General features: G+C 70.7%; 19 protein-coding genes and 1 pseudogene. 7 read left to right on the forward strand and 13 right to left on the reverse strand.

All coding sequences use genetic code 11. From position 1 onward, the window contains the following. The first annotated feature begins 81 nt into the window (after positions 1-81). Positions 82-654: a sigma-70 family RNA polymerase sigma factor gene (locus ACFYP5_RS11980; RefSeq protein ID WP_389033898.1), complete on the forward strand. Its 573-nt coding sequence runs from the start codon at positions 82-84 to the stop codon at positions 652-654. On the opposite strand, the gene ACFYP5_RS11985 is transcribed toward ACFYP5_RS11980, so the two are convergent. Further along, entirely contained in the window at positions 585-785 is a 201-nt protein-coding gene (locus tag ACFYP5_RS11985) for a zf-HC2 domain-containing protein (RefSeq protein ID WP_389033900.1), read from the reverse strand. The genes ACFYP5_RS11980 and ACFYP5_RS11985 overlap by 70 nt on opposite strands. A gap of 128 nt (positions 786-913) precedes the next feature. Between ACFYP5_RS11985 and ACFYP5_RS11990 the strand changes: the two genes are divergently transcribed. Next, positions 914-1,447 (forward strand): hypothetical protein, encoded by a 534-nt coding sequence (locus ACFYP5_RS11990; RefSeq protein ID WP_389033902.1) that lies wholly within the window; start codon positions 914-916, stop codon positions 1,445-1,447. 36 nt (positions 1,448-1,483) lie between these two features. On the opposite strand, the gene ACFYP5_RS11995 is transcribed toward ACFYP5_RS11990, so the two are convergent. The 4 genes from ACFYP5_RS11995 to ACFYP5_RS12010 all read right to left on the reverse strand — a co-directional run bounded on the left by ACFYP5_RS11995 (position 1,484) and on the right by ACFYP5_RS12010 (position 5,461). Then, positions 1,484-2,713, reverse strand: a complete 1,230-nt coding sequence (locus ACFYP5_RS11995) for a sensor histidine kinase (RefSeq protein WP_389033905.1) — start codon at positions 2,711-2,713, stop codon at positions 1,484-1,486. A 62-nt stretch (positions 2,714-2,775) separates the two neighbouring features. After that, positions 2,776-4,257, reverse strand: a complete 1,482-nt coding sequence (locus tag ACFYP5_RS12000; protein WP_389033907.1) for a cation acetate symporter — start codon at positions 4,255-4,257, stop codon at positions 2,776-2,778. Continuing rightward, positions 4,254-4,616 (reverse strand): hypothetical protein, encoded by a 363-nt coding sequence (locus ACFYP5_RS12005; RefSeq protein ID WP_052189755.1) that lies wholly within the window; start codon positions 4,614-4,616, stop codon positions 4,254-4,256. The genes ACFYP5_RS12000 and ACFYP5_RS12005 overlap by 4 nt, the downstream gene beginning before the upstream one ends. Positions 4,617-4,678: 62 nt before the next feature. Next, complete coding sequence (locus tag ACFYP5_RS12010) at positions 4,679-5,461, reverse strand: LytR/AlgR family response regulator transcription factor (RefSeq protein WP_389033909.1); 783 nt, start codon at positions 5,459-5,461, stop codon at positions 4,679-4,681. A 36-nt stretch (positions 5,462-5,497) separates the two neighbouring features. On the opposite strand from ACFYP5_RS12010, the gene ACFYP5_RS12015 reads away from it, so the two are divergent. Then, positions 5,498-6,193, forward strand: a complete 696-nt coding sequence (locus tag ACFYP5_RS12015; RefSeq protein ID WP_389033912.1) for a zf-HC2 domain-containing protein — start codon at positions 5,498-5,500, stop codon at positions 6,191-6,193. 27 nt (positions 6,194-6,220) lie between these two features. Here ACFYP5_RS12015 and ACFYP5_RS12020 read toward each other — a convergent pair whose 3' ends face one another. The 7 genes and pseudogenes from ACFYP5_RS12020 to ACFYP5_RS12050 form a co-directional block, all read right to left on the reverse strand. Further along, entirely contained in the window at positions 6,221-7,081 is an 861-nt protein-coding gene (locus ACFYP5_RS12020) for an Fpg/Nei family DNA glycosylase (protein ID WP_389033915.1), read from the reverse strand. 34 nt (positions 7,082-7,115) lie between these two features. Then, positions 7,116-7,973: an amidohydrolase family protein gene (locus ACFYP5_RS12025; RefSeq protein ID WP_389033916.1), complete on the reverse strand. Its 858-nt coding sequence runs from the start codon at positions 7,971-7,973 to the stop codon at positions 7,116-7,118. A 1-nt stretch (position 7,974) separates the two neighbouring features. Then, a complete protein-coding gene (locus ACFYP5_RS12030) occupies positions 7,975-8,286 on the reverse strand; it encodes an L-rhamnose mutarotase (RefSeq protein WP_389033919.1) in 312 nt (103 codons plus the stop codon). A 2-nt stretch (positions 8,287-8,288) separates the two neighbouring features. Beyond that, positions 8,289-9,287 (reverse strand): aldo/keto reductase, encoded by a 999-nt coding sequence (locus tag ACFYP5_RS12035; protein WP_389033922.1) that lies wholly within the window; start codon positions 9,285-9,287, stop codon positions 8,289-8,291. Positions 9,288-9,405: 118 nt separating this feature from the next. After that, complete coding sequence (locus tag ACFYP5_RS12040) at positions 9,406-10,830, reverse strand: wax ester/triacylglycerol synthase family O-acyltransferase (protein WP_389033924.1); 1,425 nt, start codon at positions 10,828-10,830, stop codon at positions 9,406-9,408. Between the two features lie 168 nt (positions 10,831-10,998). Then, positions 10,999-13,065 carry a SpoIIE family protein phosphatase gene (locus tag ACFYP5_RS12045; RefSeq protein ID WP_389033927.1) on the reverse strand — a complete coding sequence of 689 codons (2,067 nt, stop codon included), beginning with the start codon at positions 13,063-13,065 and terminating at the stop codon, positions 10,999-11,001. A 108-nt stretch (positions 13,066-13,173) separates the two neighbouring features. After that, positions 13,174-13,926 (reverse strand): annotated as a pseudogene (locus ACFYP5_RS12050) (glycosyl hydrolase family 18 protein); the annotation flags it as partial. Between the two features lie 286 nt (positions 13,927-14,212). Here ACFYP5_RS12050 and ACFYP5_RS12055 point away from each other — a divergent pair. The 4 genes from ACFYP5_RS12055 to ACFYP5_RS12070 all read left to right on the forward strand — a co-directional run bounded on the left by ACFYP5_RS12055 (position 14,213) and on the right by ACFYP5_RS12070 (position 17,814). Next, entirely contained in the window at positions 14,213-14,716 is a 504-nt protein-coding gene (locus ACFYP5_RS12055) for a cyclic nucleotide-binding domain-containing protein (protein ID WP_389033930.1), read from the forward strand. Positions 14,717-14,867: 151 nt separating this feature from the next. Continuing rightward, the gene (locus ACFYP5_RS12060) at positions 14,868-15,833 is read left to right on the forward strand and encodes a YndJ family protein (RefSeq protein WP_389033932.1); all 966 of its coding nucleotides are present in this window, start codon (positions 14,868-14,870) and stop codon (positions 15,831-15,833) included. Further along, positions 15,830-16,339: a DUF1990 family protein gene (locus tag ACFYP5_RS12065; protein WP_389033934.1), complete on the forward strand. Its 510-nt coding sequence runs from the start codon at positions 15,830-15,832 to the stop codon at positions 16,337-16,339. Before ACFYP5_RS12060 ends, ACFYP5_RS12065 begins: the two co-directional genes overlap by 4 nt. Positions 16,340-16,377: 38 nt before the next feature. Continuing rightward, complete coding sequence (locus tag ACFYP5_RS12070; RefSeq protein WP_389033937.1) at positions 16,378-17,814, forward strand: lipase maturation factor family protein; 1,437 nt, start codon at positions 16,378-16,380, stop codon at positions 17,812-17,814. Here the strand turns inward: ACFYP5_RS12070 and ACFYP5_RS12075 are convergent. Continuing rightward, positions 17,792-20,152, reverse strand: coding sequence for an alpha-L-fucosidase (locus ACFYP5_RS12075; protein WP_389033940.1), 2,361 nt, complete (start codon positions 20,150-20,152; stop codon positions 17,792-17,794). The genes ACFYP5_RS12070 and ACFYP5_RS12075 overlap by 23 nt on opposite strands. Positions 20,153-20,271: the final 119 nt, after the last annotated feature.

A 20,271-nucleotide genomic window follows, 5' to 3' on the forward strand; every position in this document is an offset into this window, starting at 1 on the left:
TTCGTCTCGGCGCGAATGCGTTCGTATACGGCGCAGGCAGCGGCGCGGCGGCAAGGGCCTCCGCGGGGAAGGGCGTGCACGATGACCACGACGACGACCGACGAGCAGGCCCTCGCGAAGTTGCAGCGCGAACACGGTCCCGCGCTCCTGCACTTCCTGCTCGGTCTGACCTTCGGTGACCGGCAGCGGGCCGAGGACCTCCTCCAGGAGACGCTGGTACGGGCCTGGCAGCACCCGGAGGCGTTCGACGGTCCGTACGACTCGATGCGGCCCTGGCTCTTCACCGTCGCGCGGCGCCTCGCGATCGACGCGCGCAGGTCCCGGCAGGCCCGGCCGACCGAAGTCGGCGACATCGCGCTGGAGAGCGCCCCGGGCCGCGAGGACTCCACGGAGTCCACCGTCGCCGCGCTCGATGTGCGTGAGGCGGTGCGCACGCTCAGCCCCGAGCACCGTGCGGTGCTTGTGCAGATATATTTCCGCGGGCTGAGCGTGGGCGAGACGGCGCAGGTGCTCGGCATTCCGGCGGGCACGGTCAAGTCCCGCTCGTACTACGCGCTGCGTCTGCTATCCCGTAATCTGCCCGGCTACTCCCCGAGCAGGTCCTCCTCGCTGACCAGGCCGAGCAGGGCCGCGGCCTCCGCGACCTCCACATAGTCGGCGGTACAGCCGTCGCACTCCCGCAGATGGCGGCAGACGCGACGGGTCTCCCCGGTCGTGAGCGCGTCGAGAACGTAGGCGCCGAGCAGCTGCCGCACATGCGGGCCCTCCCCGGGATCGGCGGTCATCGCAACCTCATGTCTGTTCTGTGACGGATCCGTCCGACGGATCCTGTCCTTCTGGCCACGCGGGGCGCGCTCCCCCGGTTCAATGCTGCGTGTAGCCCGGTGCCGAGAAGAGGAGGAGGCGAAACGGGATGCGTCCGGAACGTACGGATGGAACCAGTGGGGGCGGGCTGCTGGTCCCGATGGCCTGGATGTACGCCGAGTACATCGCCGATGAGCTGCTGCGGACCGGCGATCTGATGGAACCGTCGACGCTGGAGTACCGCGCGGGACGCGATGCGCTCGCCCTGACCATCTTTCTCTCCGACGGCGGCGTGGCCGATGCCCTGCCCGCGGCCCGGATGGACGAGCTGCGGCTGCTGACCGCGTACGGGACGGCCTGGCGCAGATGGGTCTGCGAGCAGCTCGACGCCCTGGCGGTGGCTCCGGCGCCGGACGGTGTGCGGGGCGGACCGGACCCCGATCTGGCGCTGGCCCGGGTCGCATGGCGGTGGCTCGAGGAGACCGAGCTGCTCGCGGCCGACCTCGATGCGATCGGTCCGGCGCCGTGGGAGCCGGTCGATGTCGAGGAGGACCTGGAGTGGCCGGAGGAGACGGCCCAGGTGTGGACGCCGGCCTGGCAGCTGGGACTGCCGCTCGGGCATCTGGCGATCCACCTGTACTGACGCCGGCTGCCCGGCGGGGGTCGCTCGTGATGCCGGTCACGAACCGTGCACCCCGGCGCGGTACTTCGGCAGACGCACGGTGATCTTCATCCCGGCGTCGATCCCCGTCTCGATGACGAGCCCGTAGTCGTCGCCGTACACCTGACGCAGCCGCTCGTCGACGTTGAGCAGCCCGATGCCGGTGGAGGTGCCGCCCTCGCCGCGCAGGATCTGCCGGAGCCGTTCGGGATCCATGCCGGTGCCGTCGTCCTCGATGACGACCACCGCCTCGGAGCCCGCGTCCAGGGCGCTGATGGTGATGCGGATCGGGGTCTCCCCTGCTCGGGCGGAGCTGAGGTCTCGGGGAAGGGTGACAGCGCCTTCGAGGCCGTGCTTGACCGCGTTCTCGACGAGCGGCTGGAGACAGAGGAACGGCAGGGCGACGGGCAGCACCTCGGGGGCGACCTGGAGCCTGACCGAGAGCCGCTTGCCGAAGCGGGCCCGCACGAGCGCCAGATACTGGTCGATGGAGTGCAACTCGTCGGCGAGGGTGGTGAAGTCGCCGTGGCTGCGGAACGAGTACCGGGTGAAGTCGGCGAACTCCAGCAACAGCTCGCGGGCCTGCTCCGGGTCGGTGCGGACGAAAGACGCGATGGCGGCCAGGGAGTTGAAGATGAAATGCGGGGATATCTGGGCACGCAGAGCCCTGATCTCGGCTTCGATGAGCTGGGTCCGGGACCGGTCGAGTTCGGCGAGTTCCAGCTGTACGCAGACCCAGCGGGCGACCTCTCCCGCCGCCCTGGCCAGTACCGCGGACTCACGCGGGGCGTAGGCGATCAGGGTGCCGAGGACCCGGTGGTCGACGGTCAGGGGCACGGCGACGGCCCAGCGCAGCGGGCAGTCGAGGTCGTCGCAGTCGCTGTGGAAAGCGGTGTCGCGGCCGCTCGCGAGGAGGCCCCGCACCTGGTCCATGACGTGCTTGCCGTGGTGGTCGCCCTCGCCGTCCCAGACGAGCACCCGGTCCCGGTCGGTGAGGCAGAGTGCGTCGGTGCCGAGCAGGGAGCGCAGCCTGCGGGCGGACCTGCGGGCGCTCTCCTCGGTGAGTCCGGCGCGCAGCGGGGGCGCGGCCAGCGAGGCGGTGTGCAGGGTCTCGAAGGTGGCGTGCTCGACGGGGGTGCCGACGTCGCTGGTGCGAACGGGGCGGGCGGTACGCCGGCCGAGCAGAAAGCCGCCGCCGAACAGCAGAAGTACGAGCAGGACGAGTACGGCGTATCCGGCCCCGGTCATGGCTTTCCCCCAGTCGTCGAGACCCCCGGCGCATCGCGCACCTCAGTCATCGCGGCCCCAAGTCATCGGTGTCTGCCGGGCATCAGCGCTTCCGGCAGGTGGAAGCGCGTCATCGCGGCGTTCGTCCCCGGCGGGATACGGCCGGGCGTGGCCAGCGACACCAGAACCATCGCGAGGAAGCCGACCGGCACCGACCAGACGGCGGGCCAGGCGAGCAGCGTGTGCGGCCACCCCGGTGGACGCACCGCACCGCTGACGGTGATGGCGACGGACAGGAACGCCGAGCCGCCCCCGAGCACCAGTCCGGCGATCGCGCCGGGCGGGGTGAGCCGCCGCCACCAGATGCCGAGGATCAGCAGCGGACAGAACGACGACGCCGACACGGCGAACGCCATCCCCACCGAGTCGGCCACCGGCACCCGGCTGACCATCAGCGAACCGGCCAGCGGGACACACATGGCGAGCACGGTGGCCAGCCGGAAGTGCCGCACCCCGCGCGACGGCAGGACGTCCTGGGTGATGACTCCGGCGACGGCCATGGTGAGTCCGGAGGCGGTCGACAGGAACGCGGCGAACGCGCCGCCCGCGATGAGCGCGCCGAGCAGATCGCCGCCGAGCCCGCCGATGACGCGCTCGGGCAGCAGCAGCACCGCCGCGTCCGCGTCCCCACCGTGGATGAGCTCGGGGGCGTACACCCTGCCGAGCGCTCCGTAGACGGGTGGCAGCAGATAGAACGCGCCGATGAGGGCGAGCACGACGACGGTGGTGCGGCGGGCGTCGCGGCCGTTGGGGCTGGTGTAGAAGCGGACGACGACGTGCGGCAGCCCCATGGTGCCGAGGAACGTCGCGATGATCAGCCCGTACGTGGCGTACAGGGGGTGGTCCGCGCGGAAGACGGACAGTTGCTCGTCGAAGGTGCCCCGGGGGTGCCCGCTGCCGTGCCAGGCCAGCACCAGGAAGATCGCGGGGACCAGGAGCGCGGTCAGTTTCAGCCAGTACTGGAAGACCTGCACGAAGGTGATGGACCGCATGCCGCCCGCGGCGACGGCTGTCACGACGACCGACGCGACGAGCACGTCGCCGAGCCAGCCCGGCGCTCCGGTCAGGATTTTCAGGGTGAGCCCGGCGCCCTGGAGCTGCGGTACGAGATAGAGCCAGCCCGCCCCGACGACGAGGACGCTCACCAGCCTGCGCACCTGCCGCGACTCGAGCCTCCCCTCGGCGAAGTCGGGCAGGGTGTACGCCCCGGAGCGGCGCAGCGGCGCGGCGACGAACACCAGCAGCAGCAGATAGCCGGCGGTGTAGCCGACCGGGTACCACAGCATGTCGGGGCCGTGCACGAGCACCAGGCCCGCGATGCCGAGGAAGGAGGCGGCGGAGAGGTATTCCCCGCTGATCGCGGCGGCGTTGAGCCGGGGCCGGACGGTGCGGGAGGCGACGTAGAAGTCCGAGGTCGTACGGGAGATGCGCAGCCCGAAACCGCCGACGAGAAGGGTGGTGAGAACGACGGCGGCCACGGCCACCACCGCGTACGTGCGGCTCACTGCGCGGGGCGGCCTTCCACGAGCCTCGCGAAGTCTCGCTCGTTGCGTTCGGCCCGCCGTACGTACCACCAGGCGATCAGGGTCAGCGGCGGATAGGCGGCGAAGCCGAGGACTGCCCATACGACGGCGGCGCTGTGCAGGGCCTCGAAGACCAGCGGGAGCGTACCGACGACCACGGCGAGCACACTGAAGGCGGTGAGCCCGGCGCGCAGCTGGCTGCGCATCAGCGAACGGACATAGGCGCCACCGAGAGCGGTCTGCTCGTCGATCTCCGACTGGGTGCGGTAGCGCGGCAGCGGGCGCACCCGCCGGGGCTCCCCCGTCACCACTTCACGCCGGGGCGTCGACTCTGCGGACATGGGCCCGGAGTGTACGCATCCGGGGGCGCCCTGGGAAGGGTTCGAACCCGGGTAGGCCCTGGTCAGCGGCCGGTCCGCCGCATCAGCAGGTCGCGCAGCGCACGGGTGTGGCGTCGGCTCACGGCGAGCTCCGCGGCGCCGATGCGGACACTCATGGTGCCCGCGTCGAGCCTCAGCTCGTCGATGCGGGCGAGGGAGACGAGATGGCGGCGGTGGATGCGTACGAAGCCGCGCGAGCGCCAGCGCTCCTCAAGGGTGGTGAGGGGAATACGGACGAGGTGGCTGCCGGTGGCGGTGTACAGCCGGGCGTAGTCGCCCTGCGCTTCGGCGTACGCGATGTCGTCGACCGGGATGAACCGGATGACTCCACCGAGTTCGACGGGGATCTGGTCGGCGGCGGTGTCATGGACGGGCGCGGAGTGGACAGGCGCGGAGGGCGCGGGTGCGGAGCGGTCGCCGATCTGCTCCGCGACGCGGCGCACGGCCTCGGAGAGCCGCTCGCGGCGCACGGGCTTGAGGACGTAGTCGACGGCTTTGAGGTCGAACGCGTGGACGGCAAAGCCTTCGTGGGCGGTGACGAACACGATGAGCGGGGGCGCGGCGAACCCGGCCAGCAGCTGGGCGACATCGAGTCCGGTGAGGCCCGCCATGTGGATGTCGAGGAAGACGACATCGATGGCGGACGGGTCGTCAGGTCCCGCGTCGACGGCGCTGCCGATCCGGCGCAGCGCCTCGGTTGCCCCAGTGGCGCCCTCGGCGCTGCGTATGCGCGGATCGGCGCGCAGGAGGTAGAGCAGCTCCTCCAGGGCGGGAGCCTCGTCGTCGACGGCCAGTACGCGCAGCATGAGGCCGGAGTGTAGAGCGTGTCCGGTGGAGTTGGCTTGAGTGATTCGCGGGCCGGGTCCGTACCAGACGGCATGCGCACCCCGGAACCTCATCGCAATGTCGGCGCCTACGCACTGGGCGTGCTCGGCGCTGCCGATGCCTTCCGCTTCGAGGAGCATCTGGCCCAGTGTCCCCTGTGCGAACTCCGGGCGGCGGAATTCGGCGCGGTGACTGCGGTGCTCGCGGAGCATGCGCGGCGGACGCCGCCGGGGGTGGATCCGGTGGTGCGGGCGGGCCCGGAGCTGATGCGGCGTGCGGTGGGCGCGGTGGTGGCCGCGCGGCGCAGGACCCGCAGGCGGCGGCTGGCGCTGGTGGCGGCGGCGGTGGTCCTCGCGGTGGGCGGGCCGCTCGTGGTGGTCGGTGCCTCGGCCGGGCCGCCGGGGCAGGTCCAGGTGCAGCGGTGGGCGGCGGCCGACCGGTCCACGGGTCTGGCGGCCGTGGTGACGACCGGGGCGAAGGAGTGGGGCACGGATGTCGGCCTGGAGGTGTCGCGCGTCCCGTTGGCGGGGGTGTGCGCACTGGTCGCGGTGGGGCGGGACGGCAGCGAGGAGACCGTCACCACCTGGTCGGTGGCCGGACCGGACGAGAAGCCGCTGTCGATGCAGGGCGGGGCTGCGTTGCGCCCTGCCGCCATCGACCGTTTCGAGATCCGTGCGGCGGACGGACGGCGGCTGCTTCAGCTGACCCGCTGAGGGACCGGTGGTGAGCGCGGCGAGGCGCTATTTGAGCAGCTTGGAGAGCCGGCGGTCGGCCAGCGGTTTGCCGCCCGTCTGGCAGGTCGGGCAGTACTGCAGCGACGAGTCGCTGAACGAGACCTCCCGGATGGTGTCCCCGCAGACCGGGCAGGGTTCGCCGGCGCGGCCATGGACACGGAGGCCGCTCTTCTTCTCCGCCTTCAGCTTTCCGGCCGCGACTCCGCTGGAGCGTGCCACGGCGTCCTGGAGCGTGGTGCGCAGCGCGGTGTGCAGCCGGGTGATCTCGTCGTCGGTGAGGCTCGCGGTCAGTATGAACGGTGACATCTTCGCGGCGTGCAGGATCTCGTCGCTGTAGGCGTTGCCGATGCCCGCGATCAGCGATTGGTCGCGCAGAGCGCCCTTGATCCGACGGCGTTCTCCGGCAAGCAGCGCGGCGAACGCGTCACGGTCGAACGCGTCGTCGAGCGGATCGGGCCCCAGTCGGACGATGCCGGGCACCTCGGCCGGGTCGCGGACTAGATGGACGGCGAGGCGTTTGGTGGTACCCGCCTCGGTCAGGTCGAAGCCGTCGCCACCGGTGAGTACGGTGCGCAGCGCCAGGGGTCCTTTGCCGGGGCGCGGCGGGGTGGCGGGGAAGCTGTCCTTCCAGTGGAGCCAGCCGGCCCGGGCGAGATGGGTGACCAGATGCAGCGGGCCGACGCCGATGTCCAGGAATTTGCCGTGCCGGGCGACGCCGGTGACGGTGCCGCCCTCCAGTGCGCTGAGTGGTGGATCGTAGGTCTTGAGCACGCTGACGGCGAGCGGCAGGACGCGGGCGATCTCCTTGCCGACCAGGTTGTCGTCGAGAAAGACCCGCAGGGCCTCGACCTCCGGTAGTTCGGGCATGGTTCCCAGGGTGCCGCACCCGGGGTGACTGTGCCTATCGAAGTCGGTACACCCGCTCGGCGGTGGTCGCGAAGACCGCCGCCCGCTCGTCCTCGGCAAGGTCTTCGGTGAGGGTGCGGGCCGTGTCGACGACTTCCGCGTAACTCGCCGCGAGCCGGCAGACCGGCCAGTCGGAGCCGAACATCAGCCGGTCGGGCCCGAACGCGTCGAGAACGGTGTCGGCGTACGGGCGGAGGTCGTCGACCGTCCAGGAGCGCAGGTCGGCCTCGGTGACCAGACCGGAGAGTTTGCAGACGGTGTTGGGGTGGTCGGCCAGGGCCTTGAGGTCGGCCGCCCAGGGGTGCAGGTTCCGGGTGGCGACGGGCGGCTTGCCCGCATGGTCGAGTACGAAGGTGAGTTCGGGCAGCAGGGCGGCGGCCGAGACCGTGGCGGGCAGCTGATGGGACTGGACGACCAGGTCGTAGACGAGTCCGGCGGCGGCCACGGCGGACAGCCCGCGACGGACGTCGGGGCGCAGCAGCCACTCGGGGTCGGCTTCTCCCTGAACCTGGTGGCGGATGGCGACGAGCCGGTCGCCTCCGGGGAGTTCGCGCAGCGCGGCCAGGGTGTCGGCGATGTCGGGCGCGGTGAGGTCGGTCCAGCCGACGACGCCCGCGACGAGGTCGTTGCCGCCGGCGAGGGCGAGGAACTCGGGGGTCTCCTCGGGGACGGTGACGGTCTGGACGAGGACGGTGGCGTACACCCCGGCGGCGCGGGCCTCGGGCTCCAGGTCGGCGAGGGTGAACGTGCGGGCGAGCGGGGCCATTTCGTCCCCGGTGATCCACTCCTGGTCGCGTACCGCCAGGTCCCATACGTGGTGGTGGGCGTCGACGATCCGTTCCCGGCCGGTCATGTCACAACTGCCAGGCGACGGGCAGACCGGCAGCGGCACCGTCCGTCGAGTAGTCGTGCGCGACATCGAGGAGCTCGTCCATCCGGGCCTGCCAGGCGACGTTGACGGGGAGCTGCTCCAGCTCCGCGAGGAGCCGGGCGTAGTCCGCGCAGTCGATGACGTGGAAGAGGTCGGTGCCGCTGCGCCAGATCGTCCACGAGCTGGCGCCCGCCGCGCGGATCGCGGTGGTGAGTTCCGCGGGGACTTCGCGGTGCGCCGCCTCGTACTCCTCGATGCGGTCGGCACGGACCTTGGTGTGCAGGGCGATCCTCATGATCAGCGTCCGTCCTCGTGGAGCGGGCCCTCGGTGAGCAGACCCTCTGCGTGCAGTTCGTCCCAGACGGCGTCCGGGATCTCGCGGGAGAGCAGGTCCGCGGCGTCGTGCATCTCGTCCGGCGAGCGGGTGCCGACGAGCACCGAGGCGACGGCCGGGTGAGCGAGCGGGTAGCGCAGCGCGGCGGCGCGCAGCGGTACACCGTGCGCCTCGGTGACGGCCTTGATGCGCAGGGCCCGATCGAGCAGGGTCATCGGCGCGGCGGCGTAGTCGTAGGTCGCGCCGGGGCGCGGGTCGGCGAGCAGTCCGGAGTTGAAGACCCCGCCGATGACGACGGCGCGGCCGCGGGCGGCTGCTTCGGGCAGCAGCTCGGCCAGCGCGGACTGGTCGAGGAGGGTGTAACGACCGGCGCAGAGCACGGTGTCGACGTCGGTGTCGCGCAGGAAGCGGGTGAGCATCGCGGTCTGGTTCATGCCCGCGCCGATGGCGCCGACAACTCCTTCGGCGCGCAGCTTCTCGAGGGCCGGGTAAGCGGTGCGGAAGGCTTCCTCGGCGTGGTCGTCCGGGTCGTGCAGATAGGCGAGGTCGATCCGGTCGAGGCCGAGGCGTTCGAGGCTGTCCTCGATGCTGCGGCGCACGCCGTCGGCGCTGAAGTCCCACCGGCGTCGGTGGGTGGCTCTTACGGCGAAGCCTTCGGAGAGACCGTCGTCCGGGGCCGGCTCGCCGGCCGGCAGCGGGTCGAGCACCCGTCCGACCTTGGTGGACACCACGTAAGCGTCGCGGGGCCGGTGGCGCAGGGCCTCGCCGAGCCTGCGTTCGGAGAGGCCCAGCCCGTAGTGCGGTGCCGTGTCGAAGTAGCGGACGCCCTCGTCCCAGGCGGCGTCCACGGCAGCGGCGGCCTGCGCGGCATCGACCTCGTGGAAGAGATTGCCGATGCCGGCCGCCCCGAAGGACAGCTCGGTGACCTCGACCGCACTGCTTCCCAGCCTGTTTCGCCGCATGCCGTTGCCGCTCCCCGATGATCGCTGTTTCTGCACAACGAATATTCATCGGATCACTTGGGCGCGTCAACTCCTTGAACGGCACCACATACGACTTGTTCGAGGAAATTTGTCCTACCTATAGGCTGACGCCGTCCGACACGCGGGCACCTCGGTCCGCCGGCATCAGGGCGAGCAGCTCGCACAGTTCGTCCTCGGCGCAGCGGGCCAGCCGCTCCAGGTCCGGGACCGCCTTGCCGTCGGCCACCAGACCGATGTGGACCCGGCCGCTGTACGTGGACAGGGCGACGGCCAGGGACTGGCCGCGGGCCAGCGGCGCCATCGGATAGACGGCCCGCAGCGGGCAGCCGCCGAGCGAGAGCGCCGAGCGCGGCAGGGGCACACTGGTGACCAGCACGTCGAAGAGCATCCGGGCCGCGCTGCCCGCCAGCGGGGCCCCGAAGCGATGCGCCAGCGAAGGCAGTTGGTCGGCGAGTACGGCGACCGCACCCGCGCCCCGCAGCGGCCCGGCGGCCTTGTTGCGGTCCATGGCCGTACGGACGGCGCGCAGCCGGTTCCACGGGTCGGCCTCGGAGACGGGCAGGCCCAGCAGATAGGCGGACAGCCGGTTCCCGGTGGCGGCGGTGGCACCGGGCCTGCGCCGGGAGACGGGGACGAGGGCGCGTGGGTCGGCGTCGGGCAGCTCGTCGCCGCGCTCCAGCATCCAGCGCCGGAGCGACCCGGCGACGACGCCGAGCAGGACGTCATTGGTGGTGCCGCCGACGATCCGGCGGATCCGGCCGACGGCCTCGGCGTCCAGATCGGTGGTGGCCAGTCGCCGGGTGCCGCTGGAGGTCGCGGTGAGTGCGGGGGCGCCGCGCAAGTCGAGGCGGCTGGCCCGTACGACGGAAGCGCCGACACCGAACGCCCGGCTGAGATCCTCGATCCGGCCCAGCGCGAAGCCCGCCACCTGGCGCGGCCCGGGCATCCAGGAGCGGGGCGGGACCGGGCGCGCCAGGCGGGTGCTCGCACTACCACGGGCCCGGGCCCCGACGGAGGCGATCTCGTCGAAGATCCCGGCGCCGATGGCGACCGCGCGCATTCCGTCGGCGAGCGCGTGATGCAGTTTCACGAGCACGGCGAAGGGGCCGTCGTCGGCGCCGCTGATGACGTACATCTGCCAGGGCGGCAGCCCACGTTCGAGGGGCTGCTCCATCAGCTCGCCGGCGAGCCGGGTGGCCCCCGCCATGAACCCGCCGCCCCCCGCATCGACCTCGCCCTGGGGCAGCCGCACCCGCTTGACGTGCCGGTACACGTCGAAGTCCTTGTCGACGGACCAGGCGGCGCCGCCGACCGGCAGCAGGACGTCCCGTACACGCATCCGCAGCCGGGGGATCGCGGCCGCGCGGGTCCCGAGCAGCTGGAGGACCTCCTCCGCGTCGACGCCGCGCGCGGGGGCTGGGGGCGACGAGAAGACGGCGAGCGCGCCGAGGTGCATCGGGTGGGCATCGGATTCGAGATGCCAGAACGCCAGATCGAGAGGTGCCAGTAGCTCAGTGCCCAACGGGTCCTCATGTCATCGAAGACAAAGATTGCCGGAGTCAACGACTGCCGCAGTCGCAGTCAATCCCCCTCGATCGGTTACGGTCAAGTACAGACATGTTACGTTCTGTTACTGTTCGGTATGGCCGCCCGCTCCCTCCACCGGCCCGGCCCCTCCGCCGGCGGCCCGTCATTCACGCTCCGGAATGATGAATTCGCACCAGACGCACTTGCCGGTGCCGCGGGACTCCACACCCCACGCGTCGGCCAGCCGGTCCACCAGCAACAGGCCCCGCCCGGACACGCCGGTCTCTCCGGCGTCCCGGCGGCGTGGCAGTGCGCTCGACCGGTCCTCGACATCGACCCGCAGCCGCCGCCTGGACCCGGTGAGCACCCGAATGGTGACGATCGCCCCGCCGTCGGTGTGCGTCAGCGCATTGGTGATCAGCTCGTCGGCGGCCAGCTCGACCTCGTCCGCCCGGTCCTTCGCGCCCCAGGCCCGTACGGCGGCCCTGATCATGTGCCGGGCCGAGCTCAGCGCCTCCGGGTCGTTCTGGGCCACATTCTGCCGGAGCCGGCCGCCCGGCCGGGGCGCGTGCACGGCCTTTCGGCGCAGCAGCAGCACCGCCACGTCGTCCTCACCGCCGCACTCGTCGACCTCCTCGCAGAGCTGGTCGGCCAGCCGCTCGAGGTCCTGCGGACCGTCGCGGACCATGGCGGCCAGCAGCTGCATCCCCTCGTCGAGATCGACGCCGGGCAGCTCCACCAGGCCGTCGGTGTACAGCACCATCGTCTGACCCGGGTCCAGCTCCATGGTGCTGACCGGGTACTCGAGCCCGCCGAACTCGGCCGAAAGGCCCAGCGGCAGCCCGCCCTCGACGGGCATCCTGCGACAGCTCCCGTCGCTGTCCCGGACCAGCGGATCGATGTGACCGGCCCGGACCAGCTGTATGACTCCGGTGCTCAGGTCGACCTCGGCGTACGTGCAGGTCGCGAAGCGATCGGTGTCGAGCTCGTGGAGGAACGCCGAGGCCCGCGCCATCACCGTGGCCGGGCTGTGCCCCTCCGCCGCGTACGCGCGGAGCACGATGCGCAGCTGTCCCATGACGGCCGCCGCGTGCGTGTCGTGGCCCTGTACGTCCCCGATGACGGCGCCGACGCGGCCGCCGGGCAGCGGAATGACGTCGTACCAGTCACCCCCGATGTCCTGCCCCTGCCGGGCCGAGCGGTACCGCACGGCGATCTGCGCACCCGGTACCTCGGGGATCCGGCGGGGCAGCATGGCCTGCTGCAGCCCCTCGGCGAGGTCGTGCTCCTGCTCGTACAGCATGGCCCGCTGGAGGCTCTGGGCGATCGAACTGCCGAGTGCGACCAGCAGATTGCGTTCGTCGCCCTCGAAGCCGTCCTTGCCGCTGTAGAGGAGTCCGAGTGCACCGATGGGCCGGGCCTGGGCGATCAGCGGCAGATAGGCGGCGGAGGTGATGCCGAGATCGCTGATGCGCGGCCACAGGATCGGGTACGAGGTGGCGAAGTCCTCGGCGGACACGATGAAACGAGGTCTGAGCGTACGGATCACTTCGCTCATCGGGTACGGCTCGTCCGTACGGGTGAAACGAGTGCCCGGCACGAAGGACCCCGCAGGGCCGTCCGCGACGAGATGGATGCGCCCGGCTTCGACCAGCCCCACGACGAGACTGGTCGCACCGAGGTGGGCGAGTCCCTGCGAGTTCTCCAGGACCTCGATGACGTCCTGGACGGTACGGGCATGGGCCAGGGCGGCCGTGGTGGTCTCGACCAGGCTGGTGCGGCGGCGCCGCTCCTCGTCCAGCTCCCGGCGGGCGGTCGAGTCGGCCATCTCCTGGGTCGCGTCCCGGACGATGCCGATGATGCGGTGGGGGCAGCCGGCCTCGTCGCGACGGATGAAGCCCTGGGTGTGGGTCCAGCGCAGCATGCCGTCGCGCCGGACTATGCGGAAGTACGCCCCGTAGTTGGTCTGCCCGCACTTGAGGGCCTGAGACACCATGGCATCGAGCCGTGCGGCCTCGTCGGTCGGTACCCGAGGGCCCAGACTCTCCGGCCGGCCGTCGTATTCGTCGACGCGCAGGTCGAACACGTCGAGTGCGGTCCGGTCCATATGCATGAGACCACTGTCGAGGTCCCAGTCGAAGCTGCCCATACGGTTCAGGGCGAGGCTGAGATCCGGGTGGGCGGGCCAGTCGTCCGGGAGTGACAGGGCACCCGCAACCCGATCATCCATGCGGGTCACTCTGCCATCAATTGTCCGATTCTTCGAATGATCCCCGAGCCGGACGCCAGGGGGCCCGGTCGCCGGGCCCCCCTCCGCCGCACCGTTGTCCCGCCGATTTCAGCGACCCTGGAGCGCCTTGACGTTGTCTCCGAACGTCCACCCCTTCGACCCGTCCCAGTTGAGCGACCAGTCCATCAGCCCCTTCAGCCCGCCGCCGTAAGTGTTCCAGGCCTGTGAGACCAGGTTCGGCGCCATGTAGCCGCCCCCGGCGCCGGGCAGCGCCGGCAGGCCCGGGACCTGTTTGTCGTACGGAACCTTGATCGTGGTGCCCTGGATGGTCAGGCCGTTGTTCAGACAGCCGGTCTGCGCGGTGAACCCCTGGACGGTGCCGGCGGAGTACGAGTCGCCGGAACAGCCGTACATGCTGCCGTTGTAGTACTGCATATTCAGCCACCAGAGCCGGCCGTTGTCCGCGTACTTCTTCACGATGGGCAGGTACGCGCCCCAGATGGAGCCGTACGCCACGCTGCCCCCGGTGACGAACGCCGTCTCGGGCGCCATCGTCGGGCCGAAGTTGGACGGCATCCGCGCGAGTACACCGTCGATGATGCGGATGAGATTGGCCTGGGACGTGGACAGCTGAGCGATGTTGCCGCCGCCGGTGAGGCCGGTCTCGATGTCGATGTCGATGCCGTCGAAGTTGTACGTCTGCAGGATCGGCACCACGGTGTCGACGAAGCGGTCGGCGACGGCGCTGGAGCTGAGGTCGATCCCGGCCGTGGCACCGCCGATGGACAGCAGGGTGGTCAGACCCGACGCCTTGGCCTGGCACATCTCGGCAGGGGTCGGGACCTTCACGGTCGAGTCCATCTGTCATGGCCGGCCGCCCACCGCACCAGTTTTTCATCATGTACCTGACAATGCACACGCTAAAAATGGTCCAGCCCTTCCGCCAATGGGACTGGACCGATGACAGGCAGGTCGCCGAGCGGGCCGCTCGGCGCGGGAGAGGCTCCAGGAGCAGGGCGCGGCTCGACCCGTGCCGCGCCCGAGCGGCGGCGCGGAAGAGCGCATATCGTTCTCTAGAGGTGGTGCGCCGGTACGGCTGACGTCCGCGTGCACAACACCCCGGAATCCGTGGCGGACGGAGGACGGAATGTCAAAGGCCAAGAATCTGCTGGACGCGCTCCCACCCGAAGGGCGCGCACGACTGCTCGACCAGGCGGCCCGCGAGGTGTCCTTGCCCGTCGGCACCCGGATCTTCGAAGAGGGCCGGAAGGCCGACCGCTTCTGGATCATCCGTTCCGGCCAGGTCGAACTCGACCTCCATGTGCCCGGCCGTCGTTCCGTGGTGGTCGAAACGCTGGGCCGGGACGAACTGCTGGGCTGGTCCTGGCTGTTCCCGCCGCGCATCTGGCATCTCGGCGCCGCCGCGATCTATCCGGTGGAAGCCGTGGAGTTCGATGCCGCGGCCGTCTGCGCACTGTGCGACGAAGACGCCGAGCTGGGCCGTGCCCTGTACAAGTACGTCGCGGAGACCGTGGCGGCACGGCTGCGCGGGACCCGGACCCGGCTGCTCGCCCTGTACGGTCCACAGTCCGGCAACCGGGCGGGTACGGCCCATGAAGCAGACATCGGCCAGGACCTCGCGGATATCTGACGCGCCGCGCACGGTCACCTGCCACCCGCCGTTCCACCACGGCCTGTTGAAGGGCCGCACATCCTCGACACCCCTTCTTGAACACGTTCAAGAAAAGCCCTAGAATCGGCACGGGCAACTACTTGAACGCGTTCAAGACGGGGGATGTGCCGTGTCCGTACTGGTCGACCTGATCGTGATGCTGGGCATGCTGGTCGTCGTACCGGCCGGGCTGCTGCTGGCCGGGGCGCCCGAGCTCGACCGGATCCGCCGGCTGTGGCCGCTCTACGCCGTCCCCGGAGCCGTCGCTCTCTGGCTGCCGCGCGGCGGCCCCGCCACGGTCCTCGCCGGCTGCTACGCGTTCGGGACCGTACTCCTCGCATTGCATGCGCCACCCCGTCTGTTCCGCACGGTCCGGGCTTCCGCCGCTCACCGCACCGCCGAGATCGCACTGTTCACCGCCCTGGTCACCCCGTCGGTCGCCGCCACCGCGCTGGTCGCCGAACGCTCCGGGCATGCCCTCTTCGGCTTCGGGCTCGGCATCCTCGCGCTGACCGTGCCGCACTTCCACTTCGCCGGGTTCGCCGCCGCGCTGATCGCCGGACTCGTCTGCCGGGTCGCGGACGGCCCGGCCGGCCGGTTCGCCGCGTCGAGCGTGCCGTTGGGCACCCTGCTCGTGCTCATCGGATACTTCGTCGGCGACTGGACCGAGCTGGCCGGAGCAGCCGTTCTGACGGCCGGGATGTGGACCGTCGCCCTGCTGACCTGGCGCACGATCCGAGGCAGCGGCCGGGACCGGGCCACCCGCATGCTCTTCGCCGTTTCGTCCGCCGTGCTGGTGGCGACCATGGTGCTCGCGCTGAGCTGGGCGCTCGGCGAGGCGACCGGGCTGCCCCACCCCACGCTGACCTGGATGGCCGCGACCCACGGGCTCGGCAACGCACTGGGCTTCGCGCTCTGCTCGGTGCTCGCCTGGCGACGGCTCCAGGGCCGTCCCGAACAGGCCCCACCCGAGCACGCCCCACCCGACCGTCCTCGTACCGATCGGCCGCCTGCCGACCCGGCCCTCACCACACCGGTCCGCACCGACCCACCCCTCACCGACCCCCTCACCGTCCTCGAAGGCAGGACCTCATGAGCACCCTCACCTATCCCGAGGTCGGCGCCACCCGGCTCGGCCCGCTCCCCGACGGGTACCACCATCTCCACCACCGGGTCGCGGTGGGCCGCGGCCGCGCCGACTTCGAGGCCGCGGGCGCCGCCGTCACCGGCTGGCACATGCATCGCACCTCCGGCGCCCGGGTACGGGCGTCGACGGCCCGCGCCGAGGCCGGTACCAGCGTGCGGGTGTCGATCGGGCTCGGCCCGTTCCGGTTCACCGCGCCGTGCGAGGTGGTCTGGACCGCGTACGAGAAGAAGCACATCGGCTTCGCCTACGGCACACGTCCGCGCCACCCCGAGTGCGGGGAGGAGTGCTTCGTGGTGGACCTGGCGGACGACGGCACCGTGTGGTTCACCGTGCTGGCGTTCTCCCGTCCGGTCAGTTGGTACACCCGGCTCGCCGGGCCGCTCGTGCCGGTGGCCCAGCGAATGTACGCGCGCCGGCTCGGCACCGCACTGCGCCGGATCGTATCGGCGAGCTGAACCCGCCCAGTCGCTCCGCAGCGCCGATACTGGACGTGATGGAGTGGTTCACCGCAGATGGCTACTGGCTCAGCCGGCTGATCTTCCAGCGGGCTCTCGCCGGCATCTATCTCGTCGCCTTTCTCGCCGCCGCGCTCCAGTTCAGGGCGCTGATCGGCGAGCGCGGCATGCTCCCGGTGCCGGAGTTCCTGCGGCGTACGGACTGGCGGGACGCCCCGGGTCTCTTCCGCCTCCACTACTCCGACCGCTTCTTCGCCGCCGTCTGCTGGACCGGCTGCGCCGTCGCGGTGGCGCTGCTCGCGGGGGTGGACTCGTTCGTTCCGCTGTGGGCGGCGATGCTGCTGTGGCTGCTGCCCTGGGCGCTGTATCTGTCGATCGTCCAGGTCGGTCAGGTCTGGTACAGCTTCGGCTGGGAGTCGCTGCTCCTGGAGACCGGCTTCCTCGCCGTCTTTCTGGGCAATTCCGCTACGGCTCCGCCCGTCCTCGTGCTGTGGCTGCTCCGTTGGGTGCTGTTCCGGGTCGAGTTCGGCGCCGGACTGATCAAGATCCGTGGCGACGAGTGCTGGCGCAGGCTGACCTGTCTGGACTTCCACCACGAGACCCAGCCGATGCCGGGCCCGTTGAGCTGGTTCTTCCATCGGCTGCCGAAGCCGCTCCACCGGATCGAGGTGGCGGCCAACCATGTCACCCAGCTCCTGGTCCCGGTGCTGCTGTTCGCCCCACAGCCGGTGTCGAGTGCCGCCGCCGGGCTGATGATCGCCACCCAGCTGTGGCTGGTGCTGTCCGGCAACTTCGCCTGGCTGAACTGGGTGACCATCACCCTCGCCCTGTCCGCCGTCGACTGGTCCCTGGTGGCCACGCCGCCCCCGCAGTCCGCCCCGCCGCTCTGGTACGAGGTGGTGGTCATCGCCGCCACCGCGCTGGTCGTGGTGCTCAGCTACCGTCCGGCGCGCAACCTGATCTCCCGCCGCCAGGTGATGAACCGCTCCTTCGACCCGCTGCATCTCGTCAATACGTACGGTGCGTTCGGCAGCATCAGCCGGGTCCGTCTGGAGATCGTGGTCGAGGGCACCGACGAGCAACTGCTCCACCCGGGCACGGCCTGGCAGGAGTACGGCTTCCATGGCAAACCGGGCGATCCACGCCGGCTGCCGCGCCAGTTCGCCCCGTACCATCTGCGGCTCGACTGGCTGATGTGGTTCGCGGCGCTCTCCCCCGCGTATGCGCAGTCCTGGTTCGGCCCATTCGTGGAGCGGCTGCTGGAGAACGACCGGGACACGCTGCGGCTGCTGCGCCACAACCCGTTCCCCGACGTCCCGCCCGCACACATTCGCGCCAGGGTGTACCACTACCGGTACACGACCTGGCGCGAACTGCGGGCCACCGGACGCTGGTGGCACCGCACCTACGTGCGGGACTTCATCCGGCCCGTCTCGCTCGGTCCTTCGTTCCTCAGCCCGACCAGGCGACCTTGAAGACCCAGGCGTGCTTCCCGGTCCTCCGGGCGCCCGCGGGCACGTCGATCACCAGCGAGCCGCCCGTGGTGCGCCAGTGGAGCGGCCGGTCGTACCCGAGCAGGGTGACCCGGTCACCGCTGCGGATCGGCACCGGGGCCTCGACGGTGAGGGTGGCGCCGGGCTGCGCCAGTGAGTGGATGTAGAAGGCCTTGTCCGGCCGGACGGTGAACCGCAGGTCCTCGCCGAGCTGCGGCATCCGTGACCAGTACGTGGTCCCGTGGATGGCTTCGCCGTTGGTCTTGAGCCACTCCCCCGTCTCGCGCAGCCGGCGCTGCATGATCTCGGGGATGGTGCCGTCGGCCTTCGGTCCGATGTCGAGCAGGAAATTGCCGTTCTTGGAGACGATGTCGACGAGCGAGTGCACGACCTCCTCGGTCGTCATGTACTTCTCGTCGGGTGTCTGGGCGTTGTAGCCGTACGAGAACGGGTCGAGGCCCCGGCTGGACTCCCATTTCGCCGTGACGATCTGGTCGTACGTCGTGTATTCGGGCGTGGTGAAGTCGTACGTCCCGATCCCGGAGCGGTTGTTCACGGTGACATCGATGGGCCTGGCCCGGTTCTTGGCGTGGTTGAAGTACTCGGACAGCACCCGGTGACTGTCGTTGTCGCCGCCGATGTCGCACCAGAGGATCTCGGGGTCGTACCCGTGGACCAGCTCCAGCATCTGCGGGCCCTGGAACTCGGTGACGTAGTCCTTGCCCGCCGTGTATCCGGTGTACGGGAGGGGCTCCAGGGTGTAGGGGTTGCGCGGGGCGTGGCCCATCCAAGGTTGGTCGGGGTTGAACCACTCGGGCATCGAGAAGTACAGCCCTCGGTGCAGTTCCGGGGTGTAGCGGCGCGACGCGTCGAAAAGCTCCTTGACCAGGTCGCGCCCCGGCCCCATCTTCACCGCGTTGCGGTCCGAGAGCTTGGTGTCCCAGAGCGCGAATCCCTCGTGGTGCTTGGAGGTGAGGACGTGGTACTGCGCACCCGCGTCCCGGAACAGCTCCACCCAGGACCGGGGGTCGAATCGCTCGGCACGGAACTGCGGGATGAAGTCGTCGTAGTCGAAGGACTCGCCGTACGTGTCGCGGTGGTGGGCGTACGTCGGGTTGTTGGGGTCCTGCATCTGGTTCCAGTACCACTCGGCGTACTGCGTGCCCACCGGCGCCCAGGCGGGTACCGAGTAGACCCCCCAGTGGATGAAGATGCCGAACTTCGCTTCCTGGAACCAGTACGGCGCCTGGTGGGTGGAGAGGGAGGCGTCGGTGGGCCGGTAGTCGGGGACGCCGAGGGTGAGCGAGCGGCGGACGGTGGCCGCCTGCTGTCCACGGCCGTGCGCGACAACGTTGCCGTCCTGGGCGGTGCCGGGTGCGGTGCCCGGCCTGCTGCGGATGCCGATCCGGACGCGGGCCTGGTCACCGGGGGCAAGCCGGGTGATGCGGGCGGGTTCGACGGTACGTGCCCCGGGGACGTCCACGGAGAGGCTGAGGCCGTCGGTGGCGAGGACGGCGACGGTGCCCGCGTTGACGACGGTGGCCTCGACGCTCTGCGCGCCGGAGTCCAGCAGCGAGGTGGTGGAGTGCGCCTCCCGCAGGGACAGCGCCCGCCCCTCGACGGCCGGCTGGAGCGACAGCGCGAAGATGTGCAGGGATGAGCTGTTGGCCTCGGCGGGCCGGGTGGTGGGCAGGGTCAGCGCGACGGCTTCCCTGGTCGGGTCGAGCGCGATCTCGGTGACCGCGATGGAGACCTGGTGCGCGTCCTTGTCACCGTCGGGGCGGTAGCGGTACGCGGCGGTGAGCGCACCACTGCCGGAATACCAGTCGGGGCCGCCGAGGGCGGGGGTCGATGTGGTGCCGTCCGCGTAGTGGACGGTGGCCTGGCCGGAGGCGGCGCCGTAGCTGCATGCGGTGAGGAAGAGCCCGGAGAGGTAGCGGCCGGGCGGCAGGTCGATGCGCTGGCCGAGGGCGACGATGTTGTTCTTGGCACCGGCGCCGGAGGCGGGGAAGAGGAACGTGGTCCCGTCGATCTCTCGTTCTCCGGCGGGGAGCTCCTCACCGGGGAAGGTGTAGCCGGAGCCGTCGAAGTTGCCGCCACGGGCCTCGGCGGTATCGATGCCGTCGTTGTCGAACCAGCTGTCCAGGGGCACCGGGACGGCGGCGGGGACGGTGCCCCAGTCGCTGTCGTGGGCGTCCGGTCCCGGGCGTGCGGCTCCGGTTCGCGGGGCCGCATCGGCGGTGGCGGGGGTGAGCAGGGCGGCGCCGACTGCCGCCCCTGCCGTCATTCCGAGTACATGGCGTCTGGGAAGTTCGGTCATGACGTCCGATGATTGGAGCGTGGCGGGGACCTGTCAATGAAATTTTCCAGACAGAACGAAACTTCTTCCCCATAGCCATCGGATGACTGGATGTGCCGGGGCCAGGCTGGCCGATCAGT

Origin of the sequence: Streptomyces sp. NPDC005262 (assembly GCF_042872425.1) — a bacterium.
Classification (GTDB): domain Bacteria; phylum Actinomycetota; class Actinomycetes; order Streptomycetales; family Streptomycetaceae; genus Streptomyces.